We start from the raw sequence: 16,646 nt of genomic DNA, 5'->3' as shown, positions 1-16,646 counted from the left end.
AAGCTTATTTCCCAAGTTATTTCCTGTATTTATAAAATCCGCAGGTCCTTGTTTTATAGTTTTGGGCCTGGTTTTGCAATAACTTTTCCAATACAAATTCCAATAAATTATATTGATTATTCAAAATATCAAGGTTATAAAGGAAGGCTGTTATTAATACAAGTTAAGGAAAATAAAAGGAATAAACGAATTTATGGCATTTGAACCTGTGATCGGGCTTGAGGTCCATGCCCAGCTCAAGACCCGGACAAAAATCTTCTGTTCCTGCTCCACCCAGTTCGGCAGCCCCCCCAATGCCAATACCTGTCCTGTATGCACGGGTATGCCCGGGGTATTGCCTGTTCTCAACAAAAAGGCGGTTACCTTTGCCATTAAAGCAGGTCTGGCCACCCATTGCACCATTGCCAGAGAAAGCCGGTTTGACCGGAAAAACTATTTTTACCCGGACCTGCCCAAGGGCTATCAGATCACCCAGTTTGCCGCCCCCATTGCAGAACACGGCCACTTGGACATTGATTTAGAGCAAGGAAAAAAAAGGATCGGCATCACCCGGATTCACATGGAAGAGGATGCCGGAAAGCTCATCCATGATCCCAACCGGGCCAGGAGTATGGTCGATTTGAACCGCACCGGCATTCCCCTCATTGAAATTGTGAGCGAACCCGACCTTAGAACTGCAGCCGAGGCAGGGGCCTATTTAAGAAAACTCCATGCCATTCTAAAATACATTGATGTCTGTGACGGCAACATGGAGCAGGGCTCTTTTCGCTGTGATGCCAATATTTCCCTCCGGCCCCCAGGCCAAAAAGAATTCGGCACCAGGACCGAGCTTAAAAACCTCAACTCCTTTAAAAACGTGGAAAAAGCCATCGTCTATGAAATCCAACGCCAGACCTATGTATTGGAAGAGGGTAACCCGGTGGTCCAGGAAACCCGGCTCTGGGACCCCAATAAAAATTGTACCGCCACCATGAGGGGCAAGGAAGAGGCCCATGATTACCGGTATTTTCCCGATCCTGACCTGGTTCCCCTGATTGTTGACGATACCTGGATCCAGGCGGTGGAACAGACCATGCCCGAACTGCCGGACCAGAAAAAACAGCGGTTTGTCAAAGAATTCAGCCTTTCTGAATATGATGCCTCCGTGCTTTGTGCAAGCATTGATATGGCCGACTTTTTTGAAGAGACCATCAAACCCCTGAAAAATATCAAACAGGCGGCAAACTGGACCATGACCACGCTCATGGGCCTGCTCAATGCAAAGGGATTGGACATCAGCCAGTCCCCAATCACGGCCCCGGCCTTTTCAGACTTACTGCTCCTCCTTGAAAAGGGGAGCATCAATGCCAATGCCGCAAAAACCGTATTTGAGCAGATGGCCGAGACCGGCAAGGCCCCTTCAGTCATTGTCCGGAAAAAAGGCCTTGAGCAGGTCTCTGACGAGAATGAGCTTGAACGCATGGTGGACACGGTGATTTCAGAAAACCCCGAAGAGGCAGCAGCCTATAAAGCGGGCAAAACCAAATTATTCAGCTTTTTTATGGGCCAGATCATGAAAAAAACCAAGGGAAAAGCCGATCCTAAAATCGTCACCCCTTTGATTAAATCCAAATTATAAAGGAAACCTATCGTGAAACCTTTGCATCTTCTTTCATCTTTGTTTATCCTTTTGGTCACCTTTGCGGTGATCCAGATCCTGCCGGCACCCAAGGCCCATGCCGAACAGAAATTTGCAGTCCTTCCCTTTACCATCCATGCCCAGAACGATTTGGATTTTGTAAAAAAAGGGATCAGCCGCATGCTCTATTCAAGGATCTCCTGGCCTGGAAAGGTAAGGGTTATCGCCCCTGAAAAAATGGATTCCCTGTATACGGATCTCAAGGGCCTTCCAACCAACGATGCCGTTAAAAAAACCGCCCAAAAGACCCAGAGCCAATTTGTTTTGGCAGGTTCGGTTACCCAGCTTGCAGGGGCCTTTTCCATTGATGCCCGGGTATTTGACATGGAAAACAAACGCTATATGGCCTTTTTCAAACAATCCAAAAACCAGGATGAGCTGATCAAAAAAGTGGATGAAATCGCTGCCACCATCAACCAGCGGGTCTTTGAAAGAAATACCGCCACCTGGGAACAGATGGAACAGGAAAAACAAGATTATATCAACGACCTGAAACGCAAAAACCCTGAACACCTCATGCAGGTGCCTGCAGGCTGGCAGCCCAAAGAAGAGATCGGCTGGAAGGTCTGGAAGTATCTGTTTTAAAATCTTATTTGATAAGATCAAGTTAACGCCCTGTCAGAACCCACCTAACTTTGACAGGGCGTTGTTTTATTAAGACCAGGGCAACCCCATGGTAATGTCCTGCTCATGCCCTTGAAATGATCTTCACAACAAAGGGTCCAGGCCAGTTCAGGCATTCCCCCAAAAAAGCATCCCCCCACTGCCCCGGCATGACCAGACAAGAGAGGGTCAAATAAAATCCAAGCCTGCAAAATTCAAACGAGCTTTAATTTACAAAACAGCCAGGGACAAAAACGATGGTTTTACGGCCAAGTCTTATCATGCAAGAGATGACGACCTTTTAAATTTCCCAGGACAAAGATTTAAAGATTAAAAAACAAATATATAATCCCCTCCCATGGTCAAATCCTGGCCGGTGATTTATTGCCACATGACCGTTTTTGAATTCAGGGGCTTATATTTATATATTCCAAATGATTCGTTTCTATAGTGCCTGATCCAAGGGGTATGAAAGACTGGGCAAGCCCACCGCGATCACAAAGAATGCCCTGATCACTGGTATGTTCCAGAATAAAAAGACAAGCACCGCTTTTGTCTATCCCCAGGTTATTTTATTCCCAGACCGTCAAACGTACAAAAGGCCCGGTGAGAATGATTTCTCACCGGGCCTTTTAAATTCCCAGGCGGGTTGTGCAAAGATTAGTCTAAATTAGAAATTGATCTGCCATTTTATACCTGCATAAAAGATCTCAGGATCGCCGGTCTGCTTGCCGTCTAAGCCACCCACTTCAGGTGTGATAAAAACACCGGGAGCCAGAAAGATGGTTGACTGGACATACCAGGTGGCTGCATCATCTTTTTCAGATCCGACAACGTCAAGCTCGGTCCGGGTATAGCCGTAACCTGCTTCAACGTACAACCCTTTTCTGATCTCATAACCGGCCACGATCAAACCGGCCAGGGCATCGTTGTCTGTCAAACCCCTTGCAGGTTGACCAAAGCCAACCATGGTACCATCACTCCATCTGGCAAAGCCCAGGCCTGCACCGTCAAGATTATCACCAGACGAGACAGAGGCCACAGTGGATGTGATACTGCCGGAAACAAGGATATCAGCCAGGTTGCCCACATTGGTACCGCCCCAGACATTCCCTTTAAAATAGGCTTTGCCCACGTTTAAACGGCCGCCAAGAGCCAGGACCCAGGAGGTCACATCATAGGATTCACCAGCGTCAAGAAGATCGTAGGTCTGGTAACCTGCAGCCAGGTTGACATGGCCCATGTCAAATTCAAACTTATACTTGGCCTGGATATTGGGCAATTTAACTTCGGTACTAGACTGATCTAACATCAAATAATAAGGAGCACCCGAACCAAGCCCGGTAGGAGCACAATAAACACGTGTTCTCGGCTGAACAAGGGCAACCTGGAAGTTACCGAATTTAAGACGGACCTGAGCTTCGCGCTTGCCGTAAAGCATGCCGAAAAGGCTCATATTGGTGTCGCCGTCTTCCTTGTAAAAGATATTATAAACCTGGTTGGAATAGGGCATGAGCAGGGGGGTATAATTTTTACCAATCCCCAGGGAGCCTGCGCCGAAATTCCATTCGCCCCAGAGGATACGAATATTGGCAGACCCTGATTTGGCCCCATGCTCAAAACGCGCGGTAAGCGTATCACTGACTTTAATATTGGCGCCGATACGGGCATTACCATTATTGTCCATCTCAAAATTATCCGTGTCCGGAGTGCCTGCGATAAACGGATTATTTTTATATTCCGAATAAAAGGTGCTGACACGGGCAGAACCGTAAAAATTCCACTCAGCAGCAGCCCATGCAGAACCGGTCATGTAGACAAGCAGAGCAGCAATTACCATTAATTTTTTCATCTTTTCTCCTTTTGTTGAGGGTTGAACACCCGCTTCCCCGCCTGGGTCAAAACCAGGTGCTCCTTTTAAACACCTGTTTTTTTATAGGGAAAGACCGCGCGTTTCTTTGATAAACATTGTTCACGAATCAATTAATCAGATACCACCACCCATTGTCAACATCTTTCACAACATTTTTTTACAATTAAACAACAAATGAACAATTTTCCTCAACAATGCGAAATTAGTACAGAGAAAACCATTAAATTAAAAAAAGACAGGCGTTAAAAAACAAAAAAAAACGGGCTGGTGATCTGCATCACCAGCCCGTTAATCATTCAGGCAGTTTTATACTGGGATAACTTCTAAATTAGAAGTTGATTCTCCAATGGGCACCATAATAAGTGGTTTTGTCCTGTCCGTCTTCTTTTTCATCAACAACACCGATTTCAGGAGTCAGGATGACGCCGGGAGCCAGGTTGATGGGCAGGTTGATGTAGTAAGACTGTGCTTCGTCAGAAACCGCACCAGGTGTGTCAAGTTCGTTCTCAGTATAACCATAACCGATTTCAGCAGAAATCATGTCATTGAAAACATAGTTAACAATAAATCTGCAGCTCAGGTTTTCATTGTCAATAACGGTAGTACCGTCAACTACTGCGTAAGAACCGTCAGTCAGGGCTCCGCCGGTAGCAGCGCCATTCTGAAGGTTGCCGATGTTTTCGCCGCTATGGATAGAGGCATACAGAGTTGCAGCACCAAAGGCAACATCACCACCGATACCTACGATGTAGGAAGATACGCTCTGGTTCTCAAGATCAAATTTCTGGTAACCTGCAACACCCTTTACGGACCAGTTGTCACCGGCAAATCTGTAGCTGGCAAGAATCTGGGGAATTTTAACTTCTGTGTCATAAGCAACGCCAGCATAATCATCATCTTTAAGAGTAACACCAGTAGTATCGTCCATGGCATTAACATCAGGAGTAGCAAGAGCAAGACGGAAACCGCCCATTTTCAATTTAAGCTGACCAGTACGGCCGCCGCCCATTTCACCAAGTCCGCCAAGACCCAGTTCAGTGGCACCAACCTGGTTGGAACCAAAGATATTGGTGGGGGTCCAGTCCTGACCAACTAAGAGAGAGCCAGCACCAAAGTTCCACTCTCCATAAAGAAGACGGATTCTGATGTCAGAAGCGATGTCCCATTCAAAACGACCGGACAGTTCGTCAGATACTTTAACATTGGCACCGATACGAGAGTTGGGGGAAGTTGCCCATACTGTGTTGTCAGTATCATCAGTACCAGGAGTGTTGTGATCAACACTTTCATAAAATGTATAGAAACGAGCGTTTCCATAGAAGTTCCAGTCTGCTGCATAGGCAGAGCTGGCAAACATTGCAATAGCTGCAACGGCAATCATTAATTTTTTCATCTTTTTCTCCTTAAAGGTTATCTTACTGCCTGAAACATGTGAAACCCCCTCCTTTTAAAGGGACTCCACCATAATTAAACACAAGTTAAAAGCTATTTTCCATACTTTGTCAACTTATTTTTAAACTTGCAACTGCTATTTTAATTTATAGGAAATGATATTTGATGACTTGTCTTTGGCTAAAATAGCCAGTTTGCTCCGGCTCACCACAGAGACCACCATTTCCTCTTCACCGTCCCCGTCAAGATCGGCAAAGGCAAAATCCGAAATCCAGCCCTGAACGGGCATGGTTTGAAATACCGGGGCCAGGGCCATCCCATTCCATTTCATCACCTCGATATGGCCTTCGGTAAAGCGCTTATACTGGCCAAAATTACCGCCGCCGGCTTCTTGGTTTTTGACCACAACAACTTCATTTGTCTTGTCTGCGCCCACATCATAAAACAGGGTTCTGGGGTGATAATACTTTCTCTCTCTATAGGTCTGGCCTGCGCCGCCGGTAGGCATGAGCCATACGTTATTGGTCAGCCCGTATTTTTTGGTGCTTTCCCAGACCAGGGAGCCTGAGTCACTGGCCACGATCAGCCGGTTGTTTTCATTGATATAGACATATTGAAAGTTGTCTTCATCCGTGGCAGGTCCCCGGGTCATGGAAAGGACAGAGGCCCCCCTGGGCATTCTGATCCGTTTTTCCTTTGAATAGGTATCCCCGTTGGCCGTCATGATGTGGATCCGCCCGTTGAAAGGATCGCGCCCCTTGTCCTGGGACATGAGCACCTGGGTTTTTTCAGGGGTAGGCATCACCCGGTAGTACTCAGACTCATCTTCAACCAGGGTGGTGTAGGCACTGCCGTTGTACTCCACAATAAACGAGGCCAGATTTTCCCGGTGAACGGTTGTGGCGGAAACAAAAATTTCAGGATATCCATTGCCGTTGATATCGGCAATATCCAGGCTGACAATGCGGATATAGGATTTATATTCCAAGGTCTGGTCAAGGGTTAAAATGGCATTTTTAAGGGTGTAAATCAGCAGCTTAAAATCCGTGGCAGCCACGACCTGCTGAACCCCGTCTTTGTTCAGGTCGCCAATGGCCATGGCGGTAATGATTCCATCATACTTCAAATGGGTGGCAAACCCCTGGCTTCCCTGCATTGCCATCATCCCGCCGCCGTAGACTCCGGCACCGCCGGCATATTGGAACCCACCCGGGGCAGGTGCTTGCTCGGGTCCGGGCTGAACATAAAGCTCATTGTTGATCCTGCGGTTAAAGACCTTTTGGTTGATATCCCCTGCAAAGGTGTTGACCAGGGGAATAACGTCTCCCATTGCATTGCTCTGCTCAAAAAAGGCAAGGGTCTCTTTTTCTCCGGTCACATCCACCATGGAGGCATCCAGGCTCACGCTCTCACCAAAATTGGTCAGGCTGCCGAAGAGCACAAAATCAACCCCCATCTGGGCACCGATCAGCCTGGCCTTGGTCTCGTTGAGATTTCCCTTGGTGGCCTCTGAGGTCTGGGCCTTTGCCAGGGCCTGATCCACGGTTTCCCGGTCAAGGACATCCACCTTGCCGGCATCTGACAGGCGTGAAGAGAGCATTGAAAACAGCCCGTTCTGCAGGAATCCAAGACCCTGGGGGGAATTCATCTCAAAGGGGAAGACCGCCACGGTTTTAGGGGGGGCACACATCCCGATTCCGGCATTTGCCAGCGTAACAAAAAGGATCAGAGCCGCAATGACCAGCCTGTTTACAGATGTTGTCTGCCTGGATCTAAACATAAATTTTCCTTACACCTAAAGGTCATAAAAATCACAGGATAAGCGGAGTCACTCCCCTGCCCTGTCGTGCATTTCTATTGATAATATTCATTCCACGCAAGCATGAAATCGTTAAAAAATGTAACGGATTATATATCTTATTCCCCTGGATCACACAAGTCTTTTGAACAGCTTTTCCAGTTGCCGCTGATCAAAGGAAACCAGGATGGGCCGACCATGGGGACAATGCATGGGATTTTCACAATCCATGAGATCTGCAATCAGGGTTTTCATTTCTGCCGGATTCATTGCCTGGTTTGCCCGAACCGCCCTGTGGCAGGCCATGGTGACAAGACAGTGATCCAGCCAGTTTTCTTCCCCGCCGCCACCCTTGGCAGCGCTGATCTGCTCGACCATCTCCAAAACCATCTCTTTGACCGCTTTTTCTTCCACCAGCACAGGCACCGCCTTGATCACAAAACTTTCCCCTCCAAACCGGGCAATTTCAAGCCCAAGGCCGGCAAAGGTTTCCAGGGCGTGGTCCAAAATGTCTGCCTCTTTGTGGGTGAGATCGATAATTTCAGGTACCATCAGGGTCTGGCTTTGAACCCGTATGGTTTTATGCCGTTTTTTAAGGGCTTCGTAAACAATGCGCTCATGGGCGGCATGCTGGTCCACCAGGACCAGATGATTCTCCTTTTCCACCACAATATAGGTGTTGAGAACCTGGCCCAGCACCTTAAATTCATCCCGGCCCGGAGAGATCAAGGCATCACAGGGCACTTGAGGTTTCGCAGGGCTTGGCCCCATTTCCCGAAAAGGTGTTCCATGGTAAGATTCAACCTCTTTGTTCCCCAAAACCGGAGGCCGTTCAGAGGCTGTCATCTCTCCTGGGTAGGCTGAATTTTGCCCTGTCTCTTTTTGAGTTGCTTCTTTTTGTCCTGGCGCTTGTTGTCCTGGCGCTTGGTCCCATCCCATTTTGTCCTGGGCCACAGAAAAAGAGGGCTTACCAACGGATTCCGGAAACTGCGCCTCTCTGCCTGGATTTGACTTGCTTCCAGGATCAGTGCTCGTGGAAAAACAATTCTCTTTTTCCTCCGGTTGATTCTCTTTTTGATATCCCTGTTGGCCCTCTTGCTGATATTTTTTTTGCAAAAACGTCGGGGCAAAGGATGCGGAGGCAGAATATGCCAGAGGATCGGTCTGGGCATCTGAGAGGGCACAAGAGACGGTGCGGGCAAGAGTATCATACACAGGCTGGGGGTTTAAAAATTTAATCTCCCGCTTGGACGGGTGAACATTCACATCCACCTGGTCATAGGGCAGACTCACGCAGACCACGGCCAAAGGAAAACGGCCCTTCATGATCCGGCCCCGAAATCCCCTGAAAATTGCGGCAACAATGCCCCTGTCATGGACCAGGCGGTTGTTGACAAACAAATAGATTCGATTGGCCGTGCTCCGGGTGACCTGGGGATTGGCACAGACTCCTGAAATCCGGATCTGATCTTCCCGGCCGTCCAAAGGGTAAAGGTGGCCTGCGGCATCCCGGCCCAGGACCATGCCGGCCCGGGTGATCAAATCCTGTGACGGGGGAAAGTTTTTCACCAGTTTTTTATTGAGAAACAAGCGAAATCCAATGTCAGGATTACCTAAAGCAAGGCCTGATACAGCATCTGAAACATGGCTGTTTTCCGTGGACTGGGCCTTTAAAAATTTTCTCCTGACCGGGGTGTTGAAAAACAATTGCCTGACCTCGACCATGGTGCCGGGAGGAGCCCCGGTATCGGCAACCTTGGCAAGGCGGCCCCCGTTGATATCAATCCGGGTGCCCGCATCAAGGTCTTTCGGCCTTGAAACCAGGGTAAACCTGGACACAGAGGCAATGGAGGGCAAAGCCTCCCCCCTGAACCCGAAACTTGAAATGGAGAACAAATCCTCTTTTTCATAGATCTTGGAGGTGGCATACCGCTCAATGGCCAGCATGGCCTGGTCCCGGTCAAGGCCTGCACCGTTGTCAGAGACCCGGATCAAGGATTTACCCCCGTTTTCAATTTCCACGGTAATCCTGTCCGCGCCTGCGTCCATGCTGTTTTCAACCAACTCTTTGACCACGGAAACCGGCCGCTGGACCACTTCTCCTGCGGCAATCTGGTTGGAAAGGATCTCGGGAAGAATTCGAATCTTTCTCATGCAAGGGGTATCCTTAAAGGCAAGCCGATATTATTTTTGCCCGGGCTTAGGGCATAAAAAGGCCAGCAAACGCCCTTTTAAAAATGGTTTTCCGGTTATTAAGCCTTGTCTTCACGAACAAAACGGAGCAGAAACTCACTGTCCTTGGGGCTCAAATCAAACTTGAACCCTGCCTGATCCGCCAGGGCCGCCGGCGTTTTTAAAGGATCCTCTTTTCTCTGTTCTGAAATCCATTGAATGGCTTTTTTTAATGCATCCCCCTGGGGCTGGGTACTCATAATTTCTCCTTAAAGGGTTGTCTATCCCGCATATTTCACGGTTCTACTTGCTTTAGCTGCAAGGCGCTAAAGCGGGCTATCCCAATTCAGGCAGGGTGCGATCAAGGCCCATGGCCTGTTCAAACCCAAACCCCGCCCGGATCAAGGAAAGCTCGTCAAAATGCCTGGCCATCATCTGAATGCCCATGGGCAGGCCTTTGGCTGAAATCCCCCCGGGAACGGAAATCCCGGGAACTCCGGCCATATTGGCAGACAGGGTAAAGATATCACTCAAATACATGGTCAGAGGATCTTCAGTATTCTCTCCAATCTTAAAGGCCGGGGTGGGCGCCACAGGCGAAAGAATAATGTCGCAACTTTCAAAGGCCCGGGCAAAATCATCCATGATCAAGGCCCTGACCTGGGAGGCCCGTCCGTAATAGGCATCATAATATCCGGCAGACAGGGCATAGGTGCCGATGATAATCCTGCGCTGGACCTCAAGGCCGAACCCCTGGGATTTGGTTTTCTTGTACATTTCAATAAGATCATCCTGGGATTTGTCCCTGAATCCGTATCTCACCCCGTCAAACCGTGCCAGATTGGCGCTGGCTTCACAGGGGGCAATAATATAATAGGCGGCCACCACATAATCGGTATGGGCAAGGGAGACCTCCTTGATCTTCACCCCCAGATCGGCCAACACCTCTTTGGCAGATTCAAAGGCTGCCATGACTTCGGGATCAATGCCCTCAAGGCTTGAAAATTCTTTGGGGATCCCTGCGGTCATTCCCTTTAACCCCTTGCGTTTAAAATCTTCAATACCCTTTGTAAAATCCGGAACATCCCTGGGCGCGGAAGTGGAATCCTTGGGATCATGGCCGCAGATCAAATTCATCATCAAGGCGCTGTCTTTTACATCCCTTGTAATGGGGCCGATCTGGTCCAGGGAAGAGGCATAGGAGACAAGGCCGAACCTGGAAACCCGCCCATAGGTGGGTTTAAGCCCCACCACCCCGCAATGGGAGGCGGGCTGGCGGATGGAACCGCCCGTGTCCGTGCCCAGAGAGGCAGAGCAGAACTGGGCAGCCACAGCCGCGGCAGAACCGCCAGAAGACCCCCCTGGCACATGGTCCAGGTTCCAGGGATTCCGGGTAAGCTTGAACGCGGAATTTTCAGTGGAAGAGCCCATGGCAAATTCATCCAGATTGGTCTTGCCCAGGATCACCCCGTTTTCACGGTTGATCTTTTCCACCACCGTGGCATTGTACTCGGGCACAAAGTCTTTCAGGATTTTGGATCCGCAGGTGGTTTTCACCCCCTGGGTACACAGCAGGTCTTTTAAGGCCAAAGGAATCCCTGTAAAGGTTTTTTGATCCTGTTTGGCAATTTGCTCATCTGCCGCCCTGGCCTGGGCCAGGGCAGATTCCGGGTCCACGGTGATAAAAGCGCCAATGCGTTTGTCATGGGCATTGATCCGCTCTAAAAGGGCGGCTGTCAGCTCAACCGAGGAGATTGCCTTGTCAGACAAAAGTTTTTGGGCCTGGGCAATGGTCAGTGTATGTAAATCCATGGTCTATCCTTAAATTATAATCTTTGAACAAAAAACAACAGTCTGCCCGATCCTTTATTTTACCACCCTGGGCACCACATAAAAATCATCATCCCGTTCCGGGGCATTGGCCAGGGTGACATCAGGGCCTGGAGAAGGCACGACCTCATCCTCCCTGAGCACATTGTTCATAAAGGCCGCACCAGAGACCGGGGTCACCCCGTCAACATCCACAGACTGCAGGGTATCAATATAATCCAGGATATGGCTCAACTGGCCGGACAAGGTCTCCTTGAGATCTTCGTCAATGTCCAGACGGGCCAGAAGGGCAATCTTCTCAATTTCATCCTTTGATATCTTCATCTTTCTTCCTTTTTAATGATCATGCCGTCTATCTTTGCCTGTTTTAACTCTTTAAGCCGGGCGGCTGCCGTATCATAATCGGCAAAGGCCCCGGTCCTCACCCGGTACCAGGTTTTCCCGTCCTTTTTGCCCCGGACCCGATAGGAGGCCACCCCTTTTTTTTCCAGGGCTGCCATGTGGGTGACCGCATCTTTAAAGGCCTTATAAGCCGCCACCTGGATGGTGTACCCTCCCTTAGATTGGGTTTTTCGGGCTTCAACCGCCCGGGGATCTTCTTTTTGGGCTGTTTTTAAAGGTTGTGATGATTTTTCAGGCAAAGGACTCTTTTTTGAAACAATAGGTTTTTTTACGGGTTTAATTCCGGTTTTAACAGGCGTTTTTTTTGATTTAATTTGTTCTTGAAAGGCCTGCCCTGATCCGGCCCCCCGATTCAGGGTGGCTTTTTTTCGGCTCAGCTTGACAAGAATCGCCTGGTCAGCCGCCCTGGGCCGGACAGGCATCGGCTTTTCAGTGGAGGGAATAATTTCTCCTGATTTTTCAGGCCGCCCCTTCACCTCGTGGCGGACCGGATTGTTCAGGGCATCATAAAATTTAAGATCCATTTTTTCACCGGCAGGCGCTCGACTTCCAGACGCCTTGGCAATGGTTTCCAGTCGAGCCTGAAATCCTCTGGTATCAAAACTGAACGGTGGGTTTCCACGGCCCACCATCACACCCAGAATAAAGATCCAAAGCCCTGCAAAAAAATAAAGCCCGTATTTTATAATGCCTTTGACCACGATGGGTTACATTCTTTCCGGTGCAGATACGCCCAAAAGTGCAAGACCGTTTCGAATGACTTTTTTCACGGCCAGAACAAGGCTGAGCCTTGAATTGGACAGCTCAACATCTTCGGTAATCACCTTATGCTTGTTGTAATAGGCATGAAATGCCGATGCCAAAGACAAAAGATAGGTAAAAATCACATGGGGATGAAGGGTGGCAGCACTTTTTTCCACCTGTTCTTGAAACCCGGCCATTTGCTTAATCAGATTCAACTCTTCATCCTGAACAAGGCGGGATAAATACCGGCCCGAAGAAAACTCAATATCCTCTATCAGTCCCTCTTGCTTTGCCTTGACAAGAATTCCCGTGATCCGGGCATGAACGTATTGAACGTAGTACACAGGATTATCCGAGCTTTTCTCCTTGGCCAGCTCCAGGTCAAAATCCAGGCCGGAATCATAGCTCCGGCTTAAAAACATGAACCTTGCCGCATCCCTGCCCACCTCGTCCACAATATCCTTGAGGGTGACAAATTCCCCGGCCCTGGTGGACATCTGCACGGGGCTGCCGTTTCGAAGCAGGTTGACCAACTGGACCAGGATCACCTCAAATTGTTCGCTTTTCCGGCCCGTGGCCACAACGGCGGCATCGATCCGCTTGATATATCCGTGATGATCCGCGCCCCAGACATCAATGACCCGGTCAAACCCCCGCTCGTATTTTTCATCATGATAGGCGATGTCCGAGGCAAAATAGGTGGTCAGCCCGTTGTTTCTCACCACCACCCGGTCTTTTTCATCCCCAAAATCTTCGGTCCGAAACCAGAGGGCCCCGTCCTTTTCATAGATCAGGTCTTTATCTTTAAAGCTTTCAATGGCAGCGGGCACCCGGCCGGAATCGTAAAGGCTTTGCTCGCTGAACCAATGGTCAAATATCACCCCGAAATCCTCAAGATCCGCCCGGATCCCGCCAAGAATTTTTTGGGCGGCAAACCTGGCACAGACATCAATACCCTGGGCCTCTTCCATCTCCAAAAGGGCGCTGCCCTCTTCGTCCAACACCTTTTGGGCAAGGTCCTTTATATAATCGCCCTGGTAGCAATCTTCAGGAAATGTGACCTCCCGGCCCTGGCCCTGTAAAAGCCGAAGCCAGACCGAGGTGCCCAGGGTACGGATCTGCCGGCCTGAATCATTGATATAATACTCTTTTTGAACATCAAACCCGGCAAAGGAAAGGATATTACCGACGGAATCTCCCACGGCAGCACCACGGCCATGCCCCACGTGAAGGGGGCCTGTAGGATTGGCAGAGACAAATTCAACCTGAACCTTTTCCTTTTTCCCCATATCCGAGGCGCCAAATCGCTCATCCTCTTTCAGGACCTGGTCAATCACCGGATGCCATGCCTTGGCAGACAAAAAGAAATTAATAAACCCGAGCCCGGCAATCTCCACCTTTTCAATGACCTTGTCCATGCCGCCCTTGTAGGCCATTGAATCCACAACAGCCTGGGCAATTTTTCGGGGCGCCATTTTCTGATTCTTGGCAGAGACCATGGCAAAGTTGGTTGAAAAATCCCCCTGACCTTCGTGCTTTGGGGTTTCGATCTCCATTTCAGGCACAAGGTCCGAAGGCAAAAGTCCCTGTTCAAATGCATGCAAGGCCGCGCCAAGCACCATTTCTCTGATTTTTGTTTTCATAAAAGTCTAATTCTCGTGTTCAGAAGTATCTTCAGGAGTGAATTTCGGGGTATCATCTTCAGAATCAATTTCCTTGATTTCATCTTCCTTGGTATCCCCGTCTTCATCAAGAATGGCATCCAGTTCCACATCATCGTCTTCTAGGCGGAAATCCTCTTCTCCGGGAAAGGCTTCGGTGTCATTATAATCAATCACCAGCTTTTCAGCGGAAGCGTCCGTCAAAAACTCCTTGGTCGCATCAAAAAGTTTTTCAGACAGATCCCTTGCAGGGAAAAAACTTTTACGGCGCAGCTTGGCAATAAATGCGTCTACGCCTTCTTTGGAGGCCTGGACCATCTCTTCGAGCTCATATTCTTCTTCAAGCAAGGGCTGGACCACGCCGGGATCAACCTCGCTGGACTCCAGAATCGTGAGAATCCCGTCCTTGATGTTCTTTTCAAACCTGATTTTCTGTTTCATTCTTGTCTCCTATTAAATTCATTGACCTAAAACCTCTTAATATAGCTCAACTGCTTTCCATGTCAATGATTTAAACTTATCCCAGCCCGAATCCTTTAAAAACCGCCACGGTTTCAGACTCATGGCCAAGGCCAAGACATCAGGACAGGCTGCACCACAAGATTCGGTCAGGGCCTTGGGTTTAAAAAAAGCAGACAGGTTAAACACCGCCATGGATCCAAATATTGAGAAAAATGTATTGGGTTGCCTATGGCAAAAAATTAACAAAGGCGTTCATCCTTTATCCCATTTTTTTTGTGCTTCCCTGGGGGCAAGACAGGGTCGCATCATGGCCTTGGGTATTTTATAAATTTTATTTGCCCTGGCCTGATCTTTCCACGGTTTTGTATTGACCAACCCAAAACAAGATGATATATTGCGCTGGTTATTTTGGGAGGAGTGGCCGAGTGGCTGAAGGCGGCGGTCTTGAAAACCGTTAAGCGTCAAAGCTTCGTGGGTTCGAATCCTACCTCCTCCGCCAAAAATAACAACTTGCGGAGAAGTGACCGAGCTGGCTGAAGGTGCTCGCCTGCTAAGCGAGTGTATGGGGAAACTTGTACCGAGAGTTCGAATCTCTCCTTCTCCGCCAGCATTACCTGAGGGGCCCTATTCATGGGCCTTTTCTATTTTCAAGACAGTCTATACACCCTCAAGTGATACACTTTCAGATACACCGGAGCGGAGGTGTTCATGTATATCACATCTATTGTTTTAGGTTGAAAATTTCTTCTGATGTTCGTATGGTCTTCGGCTGCCGAAAAATCAAGCGATCCTTGGCTACCAGTGACTACAAATACGCAAAACTCAGTTGCGCCCGTATTGGCATATAAATTGAGGGGATTGATTAACATAGCACGAACTAAAACTCTTAATACTGCAACCATCAAAATTCTTGTTGAAAAACTGAACATTTAGGACAGACCACCTTGAGACCTAAAATGATTCTTTCTCCTAAAGTAACACCGCAATTCACACAATATACAGTCGCAAAAGGCTCGTCCGCGTTGGTGTTCATAATATGACCCGGGGTTTACAGCACGGATACGCTATGATACCAATTGTCATATGGAAGTCAAAAAGAACTTTTATAATATTAAGACCTATCCTGGGTTAATTTATATTCAATGTTTTTTCGCATGGGATGACAAGGTTACAAAAGACTTTTTAGATGATGTTATCAGAATATTCAAAAAGAGGTATCAAGGCAAATCATTTGCTTTTTTAGTGAATAATTTAGAATGGGGCTTAGCGACACCGTCAACAGAACGTTTAATTCTCGACTTCGCTGTCTCTAAGTTTACAATTGGTATTACCCATCATGCAGTTGTGGTTGGTCAATCCGAAGTTAAAAAGTGGCAAAATACTAACGTGATAAACGAGCACCAAAAGCATATCACAAAGATGTTTGAGACCATTAACGATGCAAAAAGCTGGCTGGAATCCTTTGGTTACCAGACTTACCATGTTGAATAGTGTGACCGAATCGTTTCTGTGGGTTTCGATAAGACACAACTTAATGACGGGGGTTTCAGACTCTGATATTCAATTTTACGAAGGGAATGTTCAGAATTCTGTGTCACGGTTTCGGTTCCCGGATCTGCCTCAGCGCCAGCGGAAGTAAAAGTCAGGTCCGAGAATGGGCCTTCAATCAGCCACGTCGGAGGAGTTGACTTTTGCTGGAGTGGAGTTCCTGGAACCATCTTTTCCATCTGTAAATAAATCCCTATCAAATTCCCAGCTCTTTATCCAGCCGGCCTTCAAAGAAAATTGCCAACTGGGAAATTGTCAGTGACCAATTTTGAATCGGCATTGTCCATTTTTTACTGGCGTTCTGGATCCCCATGTAAAGTAGCTTTAACAGGCTGTCCTGGTTCGGGAATGATCCCTTTGTTTTGGTCAGTTTTCGAAACTGTCGATGCACAGCCTCAATGGTATTTGTGGTGTATATTATCCGTCGAATCTCTTCTGGATATTTAAAGAAATGACTGAGGCGTTCCCAGTTGTTCCGCCAGG

The 16,646-nt window shown here is 48.3% G+C and carries 13 protein-coding genes, 2 tRNA genes and 2 pseudogenes; 5 read left to right on the top strand and 12 right to left on the bottom strand.

The genetic code is table 11. The features are described from left to right. Positions 1–193 precede the first annotated feature (193 nt). Entirely contained in the window at positions 194–1,618 is a 1,425-nt protein-coding gene (gene gatB / locus HUN05_11645) for an Asp-tRNA(Asn)/Glu-tRNA(Gln) amidotransferase subunit GatB (GenBank protein ID WDP85701.1), read from the top strand. Positions 1,619–1,630: 12 nt separating this feature from the next. Further along, positions 1,631–2,263, top strand: a complete 633-nt coding sequence (locus HUN05_11640; protein WDP85700.1) for a hypothetical protein — start codon at positions 1,631–1,633, stop codon at positions 2,261–2,263. A gap of 688 nt (positions 2,264–2,951) precedes the next feature. Here the strand turns inward: HUN05_11640 and HUN05_11635 are convergent. The 11 genes and pseudogenes from HUN05_11635 to HUN05_11585 form a co-directional block, all read right to left on the bottom strand. Continuing rightward, on the bottom strand, positions 2,952–4,133 hold the full coding sequence (locus tag HUN05_11635) for a hypothetical protein (GenBank protein ID WDP85699.1): 1,182 nt from the start codon (positions 4,131–4,133) through the stop codon (positions 2,952–2,954). Positions 4,134–4,482: 349 nt separating this feature from the next. Then, the gene (locus HUN05_11630) at positions 4,483–5,547 is read right to left on the bottom strand and encodes a hypothetical protein (GenBank protein WDP85698.1); all 1,065 of its coding nucleotides are present in this window, start codon (positions 5,545–5,547) and stop codon (positions 4,483–4,485) included. Between the two features lie 135 nt (positions 5,548–5,682). Then, complete coding sequence (locus tag HUN05_11625) at positions 5,683–7,326, bottom strand: hypothetical protein (GenBank protein ID WDP85697.1); 1,644 nt, start codon at positions 7,324–7,326, stop codon at positions 5,683–5,685. A 150-nt stretch (positions 7,327–7,476) separates the two neighbouring features. Continuing rightward, a complete protein-coding gene (locus HUN05_11620) occupies positions 7,477–8,283 on the bottom strand; it encodes a hypothetical protein (GenBank protein ID WDP88039.1) in 807 nt (268 codons plus the stop codon). A gap of 198 nt (positions 8,284–8,481) precedes the next feature. Then, positions 8,482–9,498, bottom strand: a pseudogene (gene mutL / locus HUN05_11615) (DNA mismatch repair endonuclease MutL). A gap of 98 nt (positions 9,499–9,596) precedes the next feature. Then, positions 9,597–9,776 carry a hypothetical protein gene (locus HUN05_11610; protein ID WDP85696.1) on the bottom strand — a complete coding sequence of 60 codons (180 nt, stop codon included), beginning with the start codon at positions 9,774–9,776 and terminating at the stop codon, positions 9,597–9,599. Between the two features lie 76 nt (positions 9,777–9,852). Then, the gene (gene gatA, locus HUN05_11605) at positions 9,853–11,328 is read right to left on the bottom strand and encodes an Asp-tRNA(Asn)/Glu-tRNA(Gln) amidotransferase subunit GatA (GenBank protein WDP85695.1); all 1,476 of its coding nucleotides are present in this window, start codon (positions 11,326–11,328) and stop codon (positions 9,853–9,855) included. Positions 11,329–11,382: 54 nt separating this feature from the next. Then, entirely contained in the window at positions 11,383–11,670 is a 288-nt protein-coding gene (gatC, locus tag HUN05_11600) for an Asp-tRNA(Asn)/Glu-tRNA(Gln) amidotransferase subunit GatC (GenBank protein WDP85694.1), read from the bottom strand. Beyond that, positions 11,667–12,449: an SPOR domain-containing protein gene (locus HUN05_11595; protein ID WDP85693.1), complete on the bottom strand. Its 783-nt coding sequence runs from the start codon at positions 12,447–12,449 to the stop codon at positions 11,667–11,669. Before HUN05_11595 ends, gatC begins: the two co-directional genes overlap by 4 nt. 6 nt (positions 12,450–12,455) lie before the next feature. Further along, a complete protein-coding gene (locus HUN05_11590) occupies positions 12,456–14,135 on the bottom strand; it encodes an arginine--tRNA ligase (protein ID WDP85692.1) in 1,680 nt (559 codons plus the stop codon). Positions 14,136–14,141: 6 nt separating this feature from the next. Further along, positions 14,142–14,594 carry a hypothetical protein gene (locus tag HUN05_11585; GenBank protein WDP85691.1) on the bottom strand — a complete coding sequence of 151 codons (453 nt, stop codon included), beginning with the start codon at positions 14,592–14,594 and terminating at the stop codon, positions 14,142–14,144. Positions 14,595–15,026: 432 nt separating this feature from the next. On the opposite strand from HUN05_11585, the gene HUN05_11580 reads away from it, so the two are divergent. The 3 genes from HUN05_11580 (at position 15,027) to HUN05_11570 (ending at position 16,106) form a co-directional block, all read left to right on the top strand. After that, positions 15,027–15,114, top strand: a tRNA-Ser gene (locus HUN05_11580). Between the two features lie 15 nt (positions 15,115–15,129). Next, positions 15,130–15,222, top strand: a tRNA-Ser gene (locus HUN05_11575). Between the two features lie 476 nt (positions 15,223–15,698). Continuing rightward, positions 15,699–16,106, top strand: coding sequence for a hypothetical protein (locus HUN05_11570; protein WDP85690.1), 408 nt, complete (start codon positions 15,699–15,701; stop codon positions 16,104–16,106). Between the two features lie 253 nt (positions 16,107–16,359). Here the strand turns inward: HUN05_11570 and HUN05_11565 are convergent. Next, a pseudogene (locus tag HUN05_11565) lies at positions 16,360–16,623 on the bottom strand (transposase). Positions 16,624–16,646 lie beyond the last annotated feature (23 nt).

This window comes from Desulfobacter sp. (assembly GCA_028768545.1).
In the GTDB taxonomy this organism is placed as follows: Bacteria; Desulfobacterota; Desulfobacteria; order Desulfobacterales; family Desulfobacteraceae; genus Desulfobacter.
This window is presented reverse-complemented; position numbering and strand designations above follow the sequence as displayed.

Bases quoted from the DNA above. Each gene is read 5' to 3' on its own strand.
- HUN05_11585 (WDP85691.1), bottom strand. From the start codon at position 14,594: ATGAAACAGAAAATCAGGTTTGAAAAGAACATCAAGGACGGGATTCTC.
- HUN05_11570 (WDP85690.1), top strand. From the start codon at position 15,699: ATGGAAGTCAAAAAGAACTTTTATAATATTAAGACCTATCCTGGGTTA.
- HUN05_11590 (WDP85692.1), bottom strand. From the start codon at position 14,135: ATGAAAACAAAAATCAGAGAAATGGTGCTTGGCGCGGCCTTGCATGCA.
- gatC (WDP85694.1), bottom strand. From the start codon at position 11,670: ATGAAGATATCAAAGGATGAAATTGAGAAGATTGCCCTTCTGGCCCGT.
- gatB (WDP85701.1), top strand. From the start codon at position 194: ATGGCATTTGAACCTGTGATCGGGCTTGAGGTCCATGCCCAGCTCAAG.
- HUN05_11620 (WDP88039.1), bottom strand. From the start codon at position 8,283: ATGGGATGGGACCAAGCGCCAGGACAACAAGCGCCAGGACAAAAAGAA.
- HUN05_11630 (WDP85698.1), bottom strand. From the start codon at position 5,547: ATGAAAAAATTAATGATTGCCGTTGCAGCTATTGCAATGTTTGCCAGC.
- HUN05_11625 (WDP85697.1), bottom strand. From the start codon at position 7,326: ATGTTTAGATCCAGGCAGACAACATCTGTAAACAGGCTGGTCATTGCG.
- HUN05_11610 (WDP85696.1), bottom strand. From the start codon at position 9,776: ATGAGTACCCAGCCCCAGGGGGATGCATTAAAAAAAGCCATTCAATGG.
- HUN05_11635 (WDP85699.1), bottom strand. From the start codon at position 4,133: ATGAAAAAATTAATGGTAATTGCTGCTCTGCTTGTCTACATGACCGGT.
- gatA (WDP85695.1), bottom strand. From the start codon at position 11,328: ATGGATTTACATACACTGACCATTGCCCAGGCCCAAAAACTTTTGTCT.